16 protein-coding genes and 1 tRNA gene are annotated in these 13,824 nt (G+C 69.3%); 5 read left to right on the top strand and 12 right to left on the bottom strand.

Annotated features, from left to right (window positions below; all coding sequences use genetic code 11):
• The first annotated feature begins 33 nt into the window (after positions 1 to 33).
• Positions 34 to 116: transfer RNA gene (locus tag OOK38_RS17990), tRNA-Leu, on the top strand.
• A 55-nt stretch (positions 117 to 171) separates the two neighbouring features.
• On the opposite strand, the gene rdgB is transcribed toward OOK38_RS17990, so the two are convergent.
• The 4 genes from rdgB to OOK38_RS17970 form a co-directional block, all read right to left on the bottom strand.
• Positions 172 to 774, bottom strand: coding sequence for an RdgB/HAM1 family non-canonical purine NTP pyrophosphatase (rdgB, locus tag OOK38_RS17985; RefSeq protein WP_266759214.1), 603 nt, complete (start codon positions 772 to 774; stop codon positions 172 to 174).
• Between the two features lie 184 nt (positions 775 to 958).
• A complete protein-coding gene (locus tag OOK38_RS17980) occupies positions 959 to 1,357 on the bottom strand; it encodes a hypothetical protein (RefSeq protein ID WP_266759216.1) in 399 nt (132 codons plus the stop codon).
• A 144-nt stretch (positions 1,358 to 1,501) separates the two neighbouring features.
• Positions 1,502 to 2,248, bottom strand: coding sequence for a ribonuclease PH (gene rph / locus OOK38_RS17975; RefSeq protein WP_266759218.1), 747 nt, complete (start codon positions 2,246 to 2,248; stop codon positions 1,502 to 1,504).
• A 134-nt stretch (positions 2,249 to 2,382) separates the two neighbouring features.
• On the bottom strand, positions 2,383 to 2,616 hold the full coding sequence (locus tag OOK38_RS17970; RefSeq protein WP_266759220.1) for a PTS glucose/sucrose transporter subunit IIB: 234 nt from the start codon (positions 2,614 to 2,616) through the stop codon (positions 2,383 to 2,385).
• Positions 2,617 to 2,790: 174 nt separating this feature from the next.
• On the opposite strand from OOK38_RS17970, the gene OOK38_RS17965 reads away from it, so the two are divergent.
• Both OOK38_RS17965 and OOK38_RS17960 read left to right on the top strand, forming a co-directional pair.
• Positions 2,791 to 4,077, top strand: coding sequence for a PTS transporter subunit EIIC (locus OOK38_RS17965; protein WP_266759222.1), 1,287 nt, complete (start codon positions 2,791 to 2,793; stop codon positions 4,075 to 4,077).
• 285 nt (positions 4,078 to 4,362) lie between these two features.
• The gene (locus tag OOK38_RS17960) at positions 4,363 to 5,613 is read left to right on the top strand and encodes a PTS transporter subunit EIIC (protein ID WP_266759223.1); all 1,251 of its coding nucleotides are present in this window, start codon (positions 4,363 to 4,365) and stop codon (positions 5,611 to 5,613) included.
• Between the two features lie 71 nt (positions 5,614 to 5,684).
• Here OOK38_RS17960 and OOK38_RS17955 read toward each other — a convergent pair whose 3' ends face one another.
• Positions 5,685 to 6,437 (bottom strand): MBL fold metallo-hydrolase, encoded by a 753-nt coding sequence (locus tag OOK38_RS17955; RefSeq protein WP_266759224.1) that lies wholly within the window; start codon positions 6,435 to 6,437, stop codon positions 5,685 to 5,687.
• Positions 6,438 to 6,686: 249 nt separating this feature from the next.
• Here OOK38_RS17955 and OOK38_RS17950 point away from each other — a divergent pair, with 249 nt between their 5' ends.
• Positions 6,687 to 7,160: a type II toxin-antitoxin system PemK/MazF family toxin gene (locus OOK38_RS17950; protein WP_266759226.1), complete on the top strand. Its 474-nt coding sequence runs from the start codon at positions 6,687 to 6,689 to the stop codon at positions 7,158 to 7,160.
• A 150-nt stretch (positions 7,161 to 7,310) separates the two neighbouring features.
• On the opposite strand, the gene OOK38_RS17945 is transcribed toward OOK38_RS17950, so the two are convergent.
• The 7 genes from OOK38_RS17945 to clpS all read right to left on the bottom strand — a co-directional run bounded on the left by OOK38_RS17945 (position 7,311) and on the right by clpS (position 12,145).
• A complete protein-coding gene (locus tag OOK38_RS17945) occupies positions 7,311 to 8,261 on the bottom strand; it encodes a PLP-dependent cysteine synthase family protein (RefSeq protein WP_266759228.1) in 951 nt (316 codons plus the stop codon).
• 16 nt (positions 8,262 to 8,277) lie between these two features.
• Positions 8,278 to 8,556, bottom strand: coding sequence for a MoaD/ThiS family protein (locus OOK38_RS17940; protein ID WP_266759229.1), 279 nt, complete (start codon positions 8,554 to 8,556; stop codon positions 8,278 to 8,280).
• A 115-nt stretch (positions 8,557 to 8,671) separates the two neighbouring features.
• The gene (locus tag OOK38_RS34520) at positions 8,672 to 8,773 is read right to left on the bottom strand and encodes a putative leader peptide (protein ID WP_323178808.1); all 102 of its coding nucleotides are present in this window, start codon (positions 8,771 to 8,773) and stop codon (positions 8,672 to 8,674) included.
• Positions 8,774 to 8,852: 79 nt separating this feature from the next.
• On the bottom strand, positions 8,853 to 9,275 hold the full coding sequence (locus OOK38_RS17935; RefSeq protein WP_266759231.1) for a M67 family metallopeptidase: 423 nt from the start codon (positions 9,273 to 9,275) through the stop codon (positions 8,853 to 8,855).
• Positions 9,276 to 9,386: 111 nt separating this feature from the next.
• Positions 9,387 to 10,838: an amino acid permease gene (locus OOK38_RS17930; protein WP_266759233.1), complete on the bottom strand. Its 1,452-nt coding sequence runs from the start codon at positions 10,836 to 10,838 to the stop codon at positions 9,387 to 9,389.
• A 330-nt stretch (positions 10,839 to 11,168) separates the two neighbouring features.
• Positions 11,169 to 11,774, bottom strand: a complete 606-nt coding sequence (locus OOK38_RS17925) for a DUF2017 domain-containing protein (protein ID WP_266759235.1) — start codon at positions 11,772 to 11,774, stop codon at positions 11,169 to 11,171.
• Positions 11,775 to 11,827: 53 nt separating this feature from the next.
• Complete coding sequence (clpS, locus tag OOK38_RS17920) at positions 11,828 to 12,145, bottom strand: ATP-dependent Clp protease adapter ClpS (RefSeq protein ID WP_266759237.1); 318 nt, start codon at positions 12,143 to 12,145, stop codon at positions 11,828 to 11,830.
• Between the two features lie 197 nt (positions 12,146 to 12,342).
• On the opposite strand from clpS, the gene OOK38_RS17915 reads away from it, so the two are divergent.
• Positions 12,343 to 13,644 (top strand): nicotinate phosphoribosyltransferase, encoded by a 1,302-nt coding sequence (locus tag OOK38_RS17915; protein ID WP_266765704.1) that lies wholly within the window; start codon positions 12,343 to 12,345, stop codon positions 13,642 to 13,644.
• The last annotated feature ends 180 nt before the right edge of the window (positions 13,645 to 13,824 follow it).

Genomic DNA, 13,824 nt, shown 5'->3' with positions numbered 1-13,824 from the left:
ACGCCGCCGGTCGAAGGCTGTGACCGTTTTTGAGCGGCCGTGATGGAATGGCAGTCATGCTGGGTTTAGGTCCCAGTGGGTTCACACCCGTGTGGGTTCGAATCCCACCGGCCGCACTGCCGACGAGCCGTGGATCCAGTCCGCCAAGGACGGGTCCACGGCTCGCTTGCGTCAGCCCAACAACTCCCGCACCACCGGCACCAGCGCCCTGAACGCCTTGCCGCGATGGCTGATCGCGTTCTTCTCCGCCGGGGAGAGCTCCGCGCAGGTGCGGGTGTCGCCCTCGGGCTGGAGGATCGGGTCGTAGCCGAAGCCGTTCGTGCCGGCGGGGGTGTGGCGGAGGGTGCCGAGCAACTGGCCCTCGACGACGCGTTCCGTGCCGTCCGGCAGGGCGAGGGCCGCCGCGCAGGCGAAGTGGGCTCCCCGGTGCGGGGCGTCGATGTCGGAGAGCTGGGCGAGGAGCAGGTCCAGGTTGGCCCGGTCGTCGCCGTGGCGGCCGGCCCAGCGGGCGGAGAAGATGCCGGGCGCGCCGTTCAGCACGTCGACGCACAGGCCCGAGTCGTCGGCGACGGCGGGCAGGCCGGTGGCCCGCGCCAGCGCGTGGGCCTTCAGCAGGGCGTTCTCCGCGAAGGTGACGCCGGTTTCCTTGACGTCGGGGATGTCGGGGTAGGCGTCCGCGCCGACGAGGTCATGGGTGAGCCCTGCGTCGGCGAGGATCGCCTTCAACTCGGTGAGCTTTCCGGCATTGCGGGTGGCGAGGATCAGGCGGGTCATGGTCGCCAGTATCTCCGAGTCCGGGCCCTGTTCGACCCCGCGTCGGGCCCCGGCCGGGTCCCCCGTCAGACCCCGAGCAAGGGCCTCTGTCCGAACCCGGGCAAGGCCCCTTGCCAGACCCCGGGTCAGGTCCCGAGCCAGGCCCCCTGCCACGCCCGGGGTCCGCCCGATCCACCCGCACCCGCTACGGCGTGCACACCTTCGTCAGTTCGCCCGCCGCGTCCGTCACGGGGCTGATGTCGGGGGTGCTGTCGCCGTTCTTGACGGCCGTGCGGACGTTGGCGACGGCCTTGCTGAGGTCGTCGACCGCCTTGTTGACGTCCGCGTTGTCGGTCTTGTCGCCGATCTTGTCGAGGTTGTTCTCGATCGAGTTGAGGGACTCATCGGTCTGCGTCGGGTCGTTCGCCGCGTTCTCGACGGCCTGTTGGAGGTCGGTGACGCTGTCGGCGATCGAGTCGGCGGTCTGTACGCAGTCGAGCGCCTTGCTCACGGCGTCGCAGCCGACGGCCGCCGGCAGGGCGACGAGTGCGGCGACGACGGCGAGTGCTGCGGTACGGCGACGATGGCGGTGGCGCGCGGCCATGGAACGGTCCCTCCCCGTGGGCATGAAGTGGCGCGGCCGCGCCGGTGGCCGGTGCACCCCGCTGCGCGGGAGGCCCGGACCGCCCGACAGGGCCGGCGGGCGCACGGCTGGACCGTACGCCCGTACCCCTAAGAACGCGAAAGATTAACGCGCGGTTGCCTCACCGGTCTCTTCGAGTACCGCGCGCTGGATGGCGGCGAGTTCGTCGCAGCCCCCGACGGCGAGGTCCAGCAGGGCGTTGAGCTCCTTGCGGTCGAAGGGCTCGGCCTCGGCGGTGCCCTGGACCTCGACGAAGCGGCCGTCGCCGGTGCACACGACGTTCATGTCGGTGTCGGCCTTCACGTCCTCCTCGTAGCAGAGGTCGAGGAGCGGGACGCCGCCGACGATGCCGACGGAGACGGCGGAGACGGTGCCGGTGAGCGGCTTGCGGCCGGCCCTGATCAGCTTCTTGCCCTGGGCCCAGGTGACGGCGTCGGCGAGGGCGACGTACGCGCCGGTGATGGCCGCGGTGCGGGTGCCGCCGTCGGCCTGGAGGACGTCGCAGTCGAGGACGATGGTGTTCTCGCCGAGCGCCTTGTAGTCGATGACGGCGCGCAGCGAGCGGCCGATGAGGCGGCTGATCTCGTGGGTGCGGCCGCCGATCTTGCCGCGGACCGATTCGCGGTCGCCGCGGGTGTTGGTGGCGCGGGGCAGCATGGAGTACTCGGCGGTGACCCAGCCCTCGCCGCTGCCCTTGCGCCAGCGCGGGACGCCTTCGGTGACGGAGGCCGTGCAGAAGACCTTGGTGTCGCCGAAGGAGACGAGGACGGAGCCCTCGGCATGCTTGCTCCAGCCACGCTGGATGGTGATGGGGCGCAGCTGTTCGGGGGTGCGGCCGTCGATTCGAGACATGGCGTCGAGCCTATCCGCACAGGGGTGAGGGGCTGCCCGCCGGTGGCGGAAACAGCCCCTCAAGGGTGAGCCGGAGTGTTTGAAGCGGTGCGTGGCTCGCGGGGGGCCGGGCCGGCTTCAGTGGGTCCGGTCGCTCACATCATGTCTTCGATCTCGCCCGCGATGGGGTCGGCGTCGGTGCCGATGACGACCTGGATGGCGGTGCCCATCCTGACGACTCCGTGCGCGCCGGCGGCCTTCAGGGCGGCCTCGTTCACCAGGTCCGGGTTGGCGACCTCGGTGCGGAGCCGGGTGATGCAGCCTTCGACCTCTTCGATGTTCTCGATGCCGCCGAGCCCGGCGACGATCTTCTCAGCCTTCGTGGCCATGTCCTACTCCCTGATCAGAACCGCTTTGTCGCAGTAACCCACAGTTGGCCCATCTTCGCGAGCGGCCGTGTCGTGGGTGCCGAATGATGGCGATCACGACAGAGCGACCCGTCGTCAACTGGTCTACACCAGTCGGCCTGGAGTCGCCAAACCGGCCCGGCCCGGAGGACGCCCATGAGTGCCGTCAGCGCTGTCTCGCCAGCGCGCGCCCGCTGGAACAAGGCCTTCCAGGGTCTGCAGAAGATGGGCCGCAGCCTTCAGTTGCCGATCGCCGTGCTGCCGGCCGCCGGCATCCTCAACCGGCTGGGGCAGCCGGACGTGTTCGGCGCGGACGGGCTCGGCTGGGACAACCTCTCCAAGGTGATGGGCGCGGCGGGTGGCGCGCTGCTGGACGGTCAGCTCGGGCTGCCGATGCTGTTCTGTGTCGGCGTGGCCATCGGTATGGCGAAGAAGGCGGACGGTTCCACGGCGCTCGCGGCGGTCGTGGGCTTCCTCGTCTACTACAACGTGCTGCGGGCGTTCCCGGAGGACTGTCCGTCCGGGAGTGCCGCCATCAAGCTGGGTTGTCAGCTGGAGGACAACTCCGTCGTGGAGTTCACCTACCAGAACCCCGGGGTCTTCGGTGGCATCGTCATCGGGCTGCTGTCGGCGTTCTTCTGGCAGCGCTACCACCGGACGAAGCTGGTGGACTGGCTCGGCTTCTTCAACGGCCGCCGTCTGGTGCCGATCATCATGGCGTTCGTGGCGATCGCGTTCGCCTCGTTGTGTGTGTGGGTCTGGCCGCCGATCGGTACCGCGCTGGAGAACTTCAGCGACTGGCTGGTCGGGCTGGGAGCGTGGGGTTCGGGCGTGTTCGGTCTGGCCAACCGGGCGCTGCTGGTGATCGGCCTGCATCAGTTCCTGAACGTGCCCATCTGGTTCCAGTTCGGCAGTTACACCAAGCCCGACGGCCAGGTCGTGCACGGGGACATCAACATGTTCCTGGCGGGCGATCCGAACGCGGGTCAGTTCCTCTCCGGTTTCTTCCCGATCATGATGTTCGCGCTGCCCGCGGCGGCGCTTGCGATCGCGCACACTGCGAAGCCTCATCGCCGCAAGGAGATCGGCGGTCTGATGCTGTCGGTGGCGCTGACGTCGTTCGTCACGGGCATCACCGAGCCGATCGAGTACTCGTTCCTGTTCATCGCGCCGCTGCTGTTCGCGGTGCACGCGGTGCTCACCGGCGTTTCGATGGCGGTGACGTGGGGGCTGGGCGTGCATGACGGCTTCAGTTTCTCCGCGGGTCTGATCGACTACGTCATCAACTGGAATCTGGCGACGAGACCCTGGGCGATCGTGCCGATCGGGCTGTGCTTCGCCGCCGTGTATTACGCGATCTTCCGGTTCGCGATCACGAAGTTCGATCTGAAGACTCCGGGGCGGGAGCCCGAGGAGGAGGTCGAGGACACCACCAAGGCGTAGAGCTCCGCGCCAGGACGGCGGTCTCCGCGGCGGAGACCCGCCCGGGCCTCCGCCGCGGAGACCGCTTGGCGAAGGGCCCCCGGACCTGTCGGTCCGGGGGCCCTTCGGCATGACCGGAACCACTTGTTCCCGTTATGGCCGAGGCCACAAAATTCGTGCCTTCCTTATCCAGCCTTCACCGTGCTAGAACAGGTCTACACCACTGAGTGGTGTAGACCACGCGGCCGCTGCCCACCCCTGTTTCGCCCTTCCCGTCCCCCGGCAGCGCCAGCACATGGAGGAACTATGAGCACCGCCACCGCATCGGCGGCACCCGCAAAGAAGCGGGGATCCGGCCTGTTCCAGGGCCTGCAGAAGGTCGGCCGCAGCCTGCAGCTGCCGATCGCCGTGCTGCCGGCGGCGGGCATTCTGCTCCGCCTCGGCCAGCCCGACGTGTTCGGCAAGGACGGCCTCGGCTGGGACAAGGTCGCTTCCGTGTTCGCCACCGCCGGCGACGCGGTGTTCGGCAACCTGCCGCTGCTGTTCTGCGTCGGCATCGCCATCGGCTTCGCCAAGAAGGCCGACGGCTCCACGGCGCTGGCGGCGCTGGTCGGCTTCCTGGTCTACAAGAACGTGCTGACCGCGTTCCCCATCACCGACGCCAAGGTGACCAAGGGCGCGGACGTCGCCGCGACGTACAACGACCCGAAGGTCTTCGGCGGCATCATCATGGGCCTGATAGCCGCCGTCACTTGGCAGCGGTTCCACCGCACCAAGCTGCCCGACTGGCTCGGCTTCTTCAACGGCCGCCGCCTGGTCCCGATCCTGATGGCCTTCATCGGCACCGCCGTCGGCGTGTTCTTCGGCCTGGTCTGGGAGCCCATCGGCGACGTCATCACCAACTTCGGTGAGTGGATGACCGGCCTCGGCGCCGTCGGCGCGGGCATCTTCGGCGCGATCAACCGCGCGCTGCTCCCCGTCGGCATGCACCAGTTCGTCAACACGGTGGCCTGGCAGGAGATCGGCTCGTACAAGGACTCCACGGGCGCCCTGTGGCACGGCGACCTGCCGCGCTTCTTCCACGGCGACCCGACCGCCGGGCAGTTCATGACCGGCTTCTTCCCCATCATGATGTTCGCGCTGCCGGCCGCCGCCCTGGCGATCACGCACACCGCCCGCCCCGAGCGCCGCAAGGTCGTCGGCGGCATGATGGTGTCGCTCGCGCTCACCTCGTTCGTCACGGGCATCACCGAGCCGATCGAGTTCGCGTTCATGTTCATCGCGCCGGTCCTGTACGTGATCCACGCGGTCCTGACCGCCCTGTCGATGGCCATCACCTGGGCCCTGGGCGTGCACCACGGCTTCAGCTTCTCGGCCGGTGCGATCGACTACTTCCTGAACTGGAACCTGGCCACCAAGCCCTGGATGATCATCCCGATCGGCCTGGTCTTCGCGGTGATCTACTACGTGGTCTTCCGCTTCGCGATCATCAGGTTCAACCTCGCCACCCCGGGCCGTGAGCCCGAGGAGGAGATCGAGGACCTCACGAAGGCGTGAGCCGTCCCTCCATACGGCCGAAGGCCCCCGGAACCACCTGGTTCCGGGGGCCTTCGTGTGCGCGGAAGCCGTCAGATCTCGTACGTCACCCGGGGCGCCGCCAGTTCCACCGGACCCGTGTACGCCGAGCGGGCGTCGGCCAGGTTGGTCCCGGGGTCCGTCCACGGGGGGATGTGGGTGAGGACGAGGCGGCGGGCGCCGGCGCGGGCGGCGGTCTCGCCGGCCTCCCGGCCGGTGAGGTGGAGGTCGGGGATGTCCTCCTTGCCGTGGGTGAACGCGGCCTCGCACAGGAACAGGTCCGTGTCGCGGGCGAGTTCGTCCAGGGTCTCGGTCACCCCGGTGTCCCCGGAGTACGTCAGGGACCTTCCGTCGTGTTCCACCCGGATGCCGTACGCCTCGACGGGGTGGCGCACCCGCTCCGTGTGCACGGTGAACGGGCCCACCTCGAACGTGCCCGGCTTGACGGTGTGGAAGTCGAAGACCTCGCTCATCGAGGACGCGGACGGCGTGTCGGCGTAGGCCGTGGTCAGGCGATGCTCCGTGCCCTCGGGTCCGTAGACGGGGATCGGGTCGCAGCGACCGCCGTCGTGACGGTAGTAGCGCGCGACGAAGTACGCGCACATGTCGATGCAGTGGTCGGCGTGCAGATGGCTGAGGAAGATCGCGTCGAGGTCGTAGAGACCGCAGTGGCGCTGCAGCTCGCCCAGGGCACCGTTGCCCATGTCGAGAAGCAGCCTGAAGCCGTCGGCCTCCACGAGGTAGCTCGAGCAGGCCGATTCCGCGGACGGGAACGACCCCGAGCAGCCGACGACGGTGAGCTTCATAAGAGCTGGAACCTCCGCGCTGACAGGAAGTGCAGAGAGTAGATGCGGGGTGCAGGTACTCGGTTGCAGATACGGGAACGGGGGTCGTGCGGTCCATCGAGCGTAAGGCGCAAAAGGGCCGGTCGCTCCTCCGCCAGGGGCTGTTGTGGGCGAACTCACCTGTGCTGTCACCGGTTCGGATGGACCTTGGGGCACAGAGGGTCGGCGCGGGGCGGGCGGGGGCACATGCGCGCCGGTACCTTCTTCGCTATGGACACGTCCTGGTGGCTCGCCCTGGCGGCGGTGGTACTGCTCGCGCTGGTCGCGACGCTGGTGGACGGCTGGGGGCGCCGCGGGCGTCGGCCGGCCGGGCGGACGCGTCCGCCGAGCCGGCCCCGCGGACCCCGCCGGGGCGGAACCCGGCGCGGCGAGCCGCTTCCGCGGGCGTCGGAGATCTGGTGGGCGAACGTCCCCTACGAGGACGGGCCGGGGGCCAAGGACCGGCCCTGTCTGGTGCTGGTGGTGCGCGGGAAACGGGTGACCGTCGCGAAGATCACCAGCAAGTACCACGACGAGCGGCCCGGGGTGATCCCGCTGCCCCCGGGAGCCGTGGGGGACGCCCACGGACGGCCGAGCTTCCTCGAGACGGACGAGCTGCGCGAAGTACCGGTGGGCGACTTCCGTCGGCGGGTGGGTGTGATGGACCCGGTCCTGTGGGACCAGGTCCGCTACCTGGCGGGCTGAGACCACCGGGCCGGCACCGCCGGGCCGAGGCCCTGCCGGGCTCGCCGTTCCGGGCGGCACGCACCGGAACAGAGGCATCTCCTCAAGAACGGCGAAGGGCGCGGGGGCCGCTCCTCGGCCTCCACGCCCTGCGTCCGGGTCATCGGGGTGCTAGGCCCAGAGCTGGCCCTGCAGCGCCTCGATCGCCTCTTCCGTCGTCGCCGCCGTGTAGACGCCCGTCGACAGGTACTTCCAGCCGCCGTCCGCGACCACGAAGGCGATGTCGGCGGACTCGCCGGCCTTGAGAGCCTTGTTGCCGACGCCGATCGCGGCGTGCAGCGCGGCACCGGTGGAGACGCCCGCGAAGATGCCCTCCTGCTGGAGGAGTTCCCGGGTGCGGGTGACCGCGTCCGCCGAGCCCACGGAGAAGCGGCTGGTGAGGACGGAGGCGTCGTACAGCTCCGGCACGAAGCCCTCGTCCAGGTTCCTGAGCCCGTAGACCAGGTCGTCGTAGCGCGGCTCCGCGGCGACGATCTTGACGTCCGGCTTGTTCTCGCGCAGGAAGCGGCCGACGCCCATGAGGGTGCCCGTGGTGCCGAGGCCCGCCACGAAGTGGGTGATGGACGGGAGGTCGGCGAGGATCTCCGGTCCGGTCGTGGCGTAGTGGGCGCCGGCGTTGTCCGGGTTGCCGTACTGGTAGAGCATCACCCAGTCCGGGTGCTGCGCGGAGAGTTCCTTGGCCAGGCGGACGGCGGTGTTGGAACCGCCGGCGGCCGGGCTGGGAATGATCTCGGCGCCCCACATGCCGAGCAGGTCACGGCGTTCCTGCGAGGTGTTCTCGGGCATCACGCAGACCATGCGGTAGCCCTTGAGCTTCGCCGCCATGGCCAGCGAGATGCCGGTGTTGCCGCTGGTCGGCTCCAGGATCGTGCAGCCCGGCGTCAGACGGCCGTCCTTCTCCGCCTGCTCGATCATGTGGAGGGCCGGCCGGTCCTTGACCGAACCGGTCGGGTTGCGGTCCTCCAGCTTCGCCCAGATACGGACGTCCGCGGACGGCGAGAGCCGCGGCAGGCGCACCAGAGGGGTGTTGCCCACCGCGGCGAGCGGGGAGTCGTAGCGCATGGGGACCAGCGGCCGATCAGGCCATGCCACCGGCGACGGCCGGCAGGATCGTGACGCTGTCGCCGTCGGTCAGCTTGGTGTTGATGCCGTCGAGGAAGCGGACGTCCTCGTCGTTGAGGTAGACGTTGACGAAGCGGCGCAGCTCGCCGCCGTCGACGATCCGGGCCCGGATGCCCGCGTGACGGGTGTCGAGGTCGGTGAACAGCTCGGCAAGGGTCGCCCCGCCGCCCTCGACGGCCTTCTCGCCGTTCGTGTAGGTGCGGAGGATGGTGGGGATGCGGACCTCGATGGCCATGGTTGCGGGCTCCTGTCGGAAGGAAAGTCAGGTCGGAAGACGCGCGGCGGCGCGGGCAAGGCAGGGGGTACGCCGGTTGCGGTGCCGCGGCTCTCGGCCGTACGGCGGCGGCAGGTCAGCGCGTACAGATGGCGCTCTGCAGCCTGCACAGGTCGACGTGCAGCCGCGCCACGAGCAGCGTGCCCGGCGTCTTTTCGCTCACGTCGTGGAAAACCATGGGCTCATCGTATCGATTCCCGGTACGGGTCCCGGTGTGTGATCTCGCATTCCGGACGCTTTTGGTTCGACGGGTGAGATCAGTAGCTCTCCACGACCTTGACCTCCTCCTCCGTGACCTCGCCCTCCACGATCCGGTACGAGCGGAACTGGAAGGGGCCGGCGTCGTCCGTGTCCGCCGTGGAGACCAGCACGTAGTGCGCGCCCGGTTCGTTCGCGTAGGAGAGGTCGGTGCGGGAGGGGTAGGCCTCGGTCGCGGTGTGCGAGTGGTAGATGACGACGGGCTCCTCGTCGCGGTCGTCCATCTCGCGGTAGAGCTTCAGCAGGTCGCCGGAGTCGAACTCGTAGAACGTGGGCGATCGGGCCGCGTTCAGCATCGGGATGAACCGCTCGGGGCGGTCGGTGCCCGCGGGCCCCGCGACGACGCCGCACGCCTCGTCGGGGTGGTCCTGGCGCGCGTGCGCGACGATCTGGTCGAACAGGGCCTCGGTGATGGTCAGCATGCTGGTCAGGATAGACAGAAGGGCCGTCCCGTACCGAGGTGTGGTACGGGACGGCCCGAATGCCGGACGTCCTGAGCGGTGGCCGGAGCGGCCGGACGTCCGTGGGGGCGGTCAGCCGACGGTCTCGAACTCCTGCTCGTGACGTTCGGTGACCTGCGGGTTGCGTGCCTTGAGGATCGCCCAGCCGATGGCCAGCGCGGCGGCCCAGCCGGCCATCACGAACAGGCAGATGCGGGACTCGGAGTCGTACGCGATCAGGCCGGTGACGAAGAGGAGGAACACGACCGCGACCCAGCTGCACTTCGCGCCGCCGGGGGCCGGGAAGGACGAGGCCGGCAGCCGGCCGGCGTCGACCGCGCGGCGGTAGAGGATGTGACTGACGAGGATCATCAGCCAGGTCCAGATGCCGGCCGCAGTGGCCACCGAGGTGACGTAGCCGAAGGCCTTCTCGGGGACGACGTAGTTGAGGATCACGCCGATGCCCATGAAGAGCACGGAGATCGTGATGCCGAGCGCGGGCGTCTTGGTCGACGACAGCTTGCTGAAGACCTTCGGGGCCTCGCCGCTGTCGGCCAGGTTCCGCAGCATGCGGCCCGTGGAGTACATGCCCGAGTTGCAGGAGGACAGGGCGGCGGTGAGGACCACGAAGTTGACGATGGCCGCGCCGGCCGGGATGCCGATCTTCGCGAAGGCCGCGACGAAGGGGCTCACGCCCGGTGCGAACTCCGTCCACTTCACGACGCAGAGGATGACCGAGAGGGCACCGACGTAGAAGAGGGCGATGCGCCACGGGAGCGTGTTGATGGCCTTCGGGAGCGTCTTCTCGGGGTCCTCGGACTCGCCCGCCGTGACGCCGACGAGCTCGACGGCGAGGTAGGCGAACATGACGCCCTGCAGGGTCATCAGGGACGAGCCGACGCCCTTGGGGAAGAAGCCGTCGAACTGCCAGAGGTTGGCGACGGAGGCGGTGTCACCGGCGGAGCTGAAACCGAAGGTGAGGACGCCGAGGCCGATCACGATCATGCCGATCAGGGCGGTGACCTTGACCATCGAGAACCAGAACTCGATCTCGCCGAAGAGCTTGACGGAGATCAGGTTCGCCACGAACAGGACGACCAGGAAGACGAGTGCCGTCACCCATTGGGGGACCGTCGGGAACCAGTAGTGGACGTAGATCGCGGCGGCCGTGAGCTCGGCCATGCCGGTGACCACCCACATCAGCCAGTACGTCCAGCCGGTGAAGTAGCCGAAGAACGGGCCGAGGAACTCGCGGGAGTACTCCGCGAAGGAGCCCGAGACCGGGCGGTAGAGCAGGAGCTCGCCGAGCGCCCGCATGATGAAGAAGATGATCACGCCCGCGAGGGCGTACATCATGATCAGGCTGGGGCCGGCCTTGGCGATGTTCGCCCCGGCTCCCAGGAACAGGCCGACGCCGATGGCGCCGCCGATCGCGATCATCTGGACCTGACGGCTGCCGAGCCCGCGCTCGTACCCCTCTTCGGGGGCGTCGCCGCCCACGGCCTCACTGCCGTCGTACTGCTTGCCGACCTGCGATGAGGTCATGTCTGGTGCGCCTTTCTCCATGCCGGTCCGAGCCAGTCCCTTGGCTTCGGATCGGTTTCCGATCCCCCCGGATAGGTGGAGCTGTGCCTGGCCGGCGGTCCGCCGGCTCGGTGGCGCACCCGGCGGGACATGGGTGGTGTCCTGCCGGGCGGTCGTGAAGATCTATCACGGCGGCGGCGTTGATCGGTTGAGGGTCGTGTCGCGCAGACCACAGGAAGAACCGGACAAAACGTCGAACCGCGCCCCATAGGGCGCGGTCACGGTGACGCGATCGTTATCCGGATTTGAGCGTCCGCTGAGCGAACACGAGAGGTGTTATGTCCCGACAGATCAAGGCATAAGGGTTTCGACCAGGGTCTCCTGGAGTCCACCCAGCCAGAGGTACGCCATCACCATCGGCTTGCGCGGGTCCTCGTCCGGGAGGCGGTAGAGGAGGTCGGTGTCCTCCTCGTCGACGACGTCGAGCCGGGAACCGATCGCGAGCCGCAGGTCGTTCAGGGCGCGCAGCCACTGCTCGGACTGCGCGGTGGTCAGCTTGAGGACCGCTCCGCCGTCACCGCCGGGCGTCAGGCCGTCCAGCGAGCGGATCATCGTGAGGGCGTTCTCGCGCTTGCCGGCGCGCAGGTCGTTCTCGGTGAAGCGGCGGAACTCCGCGGAGTGGGCTCGCTGCTCCTCGGCCTGCTCGGGCGAGGCGGCCTCGACGTCGGGGCCGCTGTAGGCGTCGGGGAACAGCCGCCTGAGCACCGGGTCGCTCGGCGGCTCGCTGGGGCCCTCCGCGAACAGCTCGGCGAGCGGGTCGGCGGCGGCGTTCTCCGCGGGGCCGGGACCGATGAGCTCCAGGAGCTGGACGGCGAGGGAGCGGATGATGGAGATCTCGACCTCGTCGAGCGCGACGGCCGCGCCGCCGCCGGGGAGCGGTTCGAAGTGTCCAGGCATGGAGTGAGTTCGCTACTTCCGGTCCTGCTCGCGGGTGGGTGACAGGGGTCCGGCTACTTCCGGTCCTGCTGAAGGGTGGCCCACAGACCGTAGCCGTGCATGGCCTGCACGTCGCGCTCCATCTCCTCGCGCGTGCCGCTGGAAACGACGGCCCGGCCCTTGTGGTGGACGTCCATCATCAGCTTGGTGGCCTTGTCCTTGGAGTAGCCGAAGTACGACTGGAAGACATACGTCACGTAGCTCATGAGGTTGACCGGGTCGTTGTGGACGATCGTGACCCAGGGGACGTCCGGCTCGGGTACGGCGAAGACCTCCTCCGCCGACTCGGTCTTCTCGATCTCTAGAGGTGCGGGAGCCGTCACATCGCCCATGCTGCCACCAGAGGGGGTCACCCGCACAAACGGACCCCCGAAAAGGGGGGCGACTCCCCCGGGAATCTCCGGGTCCCCAGAAATCGTCAAAGTGACGAGATGGGGGTACGATCCCTGCCATGAACACAGCGGACCTTGGGCTGCCGGAAGAAGAAGGGCGCGAAGCGCTTCCCCAGAAGGGTGGTGGCGGGCGACGGATGGACGTTCCTTCTACGGCGCTCTTCACGGACCAGTACGAGCTGACGATGCTGCAGGCCGCGCTCGCGGCCGGAACCGCCGAGCGGCGCTCGGTCTTCGAGGTCTTCACCCGGCGGCTGCCCGAGGGGCGGCGCTACGGAGTCGTCGCGGGCACCGGACGCGTCCTCGACGCGGTCGAGAACTTCCGGTTCGAAGCGGACGTCCTCGGCTTTCTGCGCGAGCGCGGGATCGTGGACGAGCCGACCATCGAGTGGCTCGCCTCGTACCGCTTCGGCGGGGACATCTGGGGCTACCCCGAGGGCGAGGTGTACTTCCCCGGCTCCCCTCTCCTGCGGGTCGAGGGCAGCTTCGCGGAGTGCGTGCTCCTGGAGACGGTCATCCTGTCGATCCTCAACCACGACTCCGCCATCGCGGCCGCCGCCTCCCGGATGGCCTCCGCGGCGGGCGGGCGGCCGCTGATCGAGATGGGCGCCCGGCGCACCCACGAGCTGGCCGCGGTGGCCGCCTCGCGGGCCGCGTACATCGGCGGGTTCACCACCACCTCCGACCTGGCCGCCGGTTTCCGCTACGGCATCCCGACCGTGGGCACCTCCGCGCACGCCTTCACCCTGCTGCACGACCACGAGCGGGACGCCTTCCAGGCCCAGGTGAACTCGCTGGGCCGGGGCACCACGCTGCTCGTGGACACCTACGACGTCGCCGAGGCGGTCCGGACGGCCGTCGAGGTGGCCGGCACCGAGCTCGGCGCGGTGCGCATCGACTCCGGCGACCTGCTGCTCGTCGCCCACCGGGTGCGCCAGCAGCTGGACGAGCTGGGCGCGACCGGGACGAAGATCGTCGTGACCTCCGACCTCGACGAGTACGCCATCGCCTCGCTGGCGGCGGCGCCCGTGGACGCGTACGGCGTCGGCACCCAGCTGGTGACGGGATCCGGCCATCCGACCTGCTCGATGGTCTACAAACTGGTCGCCCGCGCCGAGTCCGCCGACCCGAAGGCGCCGATGGTGGCGGTGGCCAAGAAGTCCACCGGCGGGAAGACGTCCATCGGCGGGCGCAAGTGGGCCGCGCGGCGGCTGGACGAGCACGGGGTCGCGGAGGCCGAGGTGATCGGCGTCGGGCCGGTGCCCGGCGAGCTGGCCGACCAGCAGCTCCTGGTCCAGCTGGTCAAGGGCGGACAGGTCCTGTCCCGCGAGCCGCTCGACGTCGTACGCGACCGGCACGCGGACGTCCGGGCCCGGCTGCCGCTGTCGGCGACACAGTTGTCGCGCGGAGAGCCGGTGCTTCCCACCGAATACGTCTGAGGCGCGGGAGGCGGGCGGGGCAGGAGTGGCGCCGCGCATGAACCCCGGGTGAGCGGGAATGCAACGGCAGCGTGCCCGCTCGGGCCGTGGAAGCCGAATACCCCCTCCCGCACCGCGCTCGAAGTCTCTAGGCTCGGAAGTTCAACGGCCGGGCCCGCACCCTTGTCTGCCGCACCCATA

This window comes from Streptomyces sp. NBC_00568 (assembly GCF_026341855.1).
Classification (GTDB): domain Bacteria; phylum Actinomycetota; class Actinomycetes; order Streptomycetales; family Streptomycetaceae; genus Streptomyces.
Note: the sequence above shows the minus strand (reverse complement) of the source record. Positions and strands in the feature narration are given on the sequence as shown.

Coding starts and splice junctions, on each gene's coding strand:
- rdgB (WP_266759214.1), bottom strand. CDS start 774: ATGACCCGCCTGATCCTCGCCACCCGCAATGCCGGAAAGCTCACCGAG.
- OOK38_RS17980 (WP_266759216.1), bottom strand. CDS start 1,357: ATGGCCGCGCGCCACCGCCATCGTCGCCGTACCGCAGCACTCGCCGTC.
- rph (WP_266759218.1), bottom strand. CDS start 2,248: ATGTCTCGAATCGACGGCCGCACCCCCGAACAGCTGCGCCCCATCACC.
- OOK38_RS17970 (WP_266759220.1), bottom strand. CDS start 2,616: ATGGCCACGAAGGCTGAGAAGATCGTCGCCGGGCTCGGCGGCATCGAG.
- OOK38_RS17965 (WP_266759222.1), top strand. CDS start 2,791: ATGAGTGCCGTCAGCGCTGTCTCGCCAGCGCGCGCCCGCTGGAACAAG.
- OOK38_RS17960 (WP_266759223.1), top strand. CDS start 4,363: ATGAGCACCGCCACCGCATCGGCGGCACCCGCAAAGAAGCGGGGATCC.
- OOK38_RS17955 (WP_266759224.1), bottom strand. CDS start 6,437: ATGAAGCTCACCGTCGTCGGCTGCTCGGGGTCGTTCCCGTCCGCGGAA.
- OOK38_RS17950 (WP_266759226.1), top strand. CDS start 6,687: ATGGACACGTCCTGGTGGCTCGCCCTGGCGGCGGTGGTACTGCTCGCG.
- OOK38_RS17945 (WP_266759228.1), bottom strand. CDS start 8,261: ATGCGCTACGACTCCCCGCTCGCCGCGGTGGGCAACACCCCTCTGGTG.
- OOK38_RS17940 (WP_266759229.1), bottom strand. CDS start 8,556: ATGGCCATCGAGGTCCGCATCCCCACCATCCTCCGCACCTACACGAAC.
- OOK38_RS34520 (WP_323178808.1), bottom strand. CDS start 8,773: ATGGTTTTCCACGACGTGAGCGAAAAGACGCCGGGCACGCTGCTCGTG.
- OOK38_RS17935 (WP_266759231.1), bottom strand. CDS start 9,275: ATGCTGACCATCACCGAGGCCCTGTTCGACCAGATCGTCGCGCACGCG.
- OOK38_RS17930 (WP_266759233.1), bottom strand. CDS start 10,838: ATGACCTCATCGCAGGTCGGCAAGCAGTACGACGGCAGTGAGGCCGTG.
- OOK38_RS17925 (WP_266759235.1), bottom strand. CDS start 11,774: ATGCCTGGACACTTCGAACCGCTCCCCGGCGGCGGCGCGGCCGTCGCG.
- clpS (WP_266759237.1), bottom strand. CDS start 12,145: ATGGGCGATGTGACGGCTCCCGCACCTCTAGAGATCGAGAAGACCGAG.
- OOK38_RS17915 (WP_266765704.1), top strand. CDS start 12,343: ATGGACGTTCCTTCTACGGCGCTCTTCACGGACCAGTACGAGCTGACG.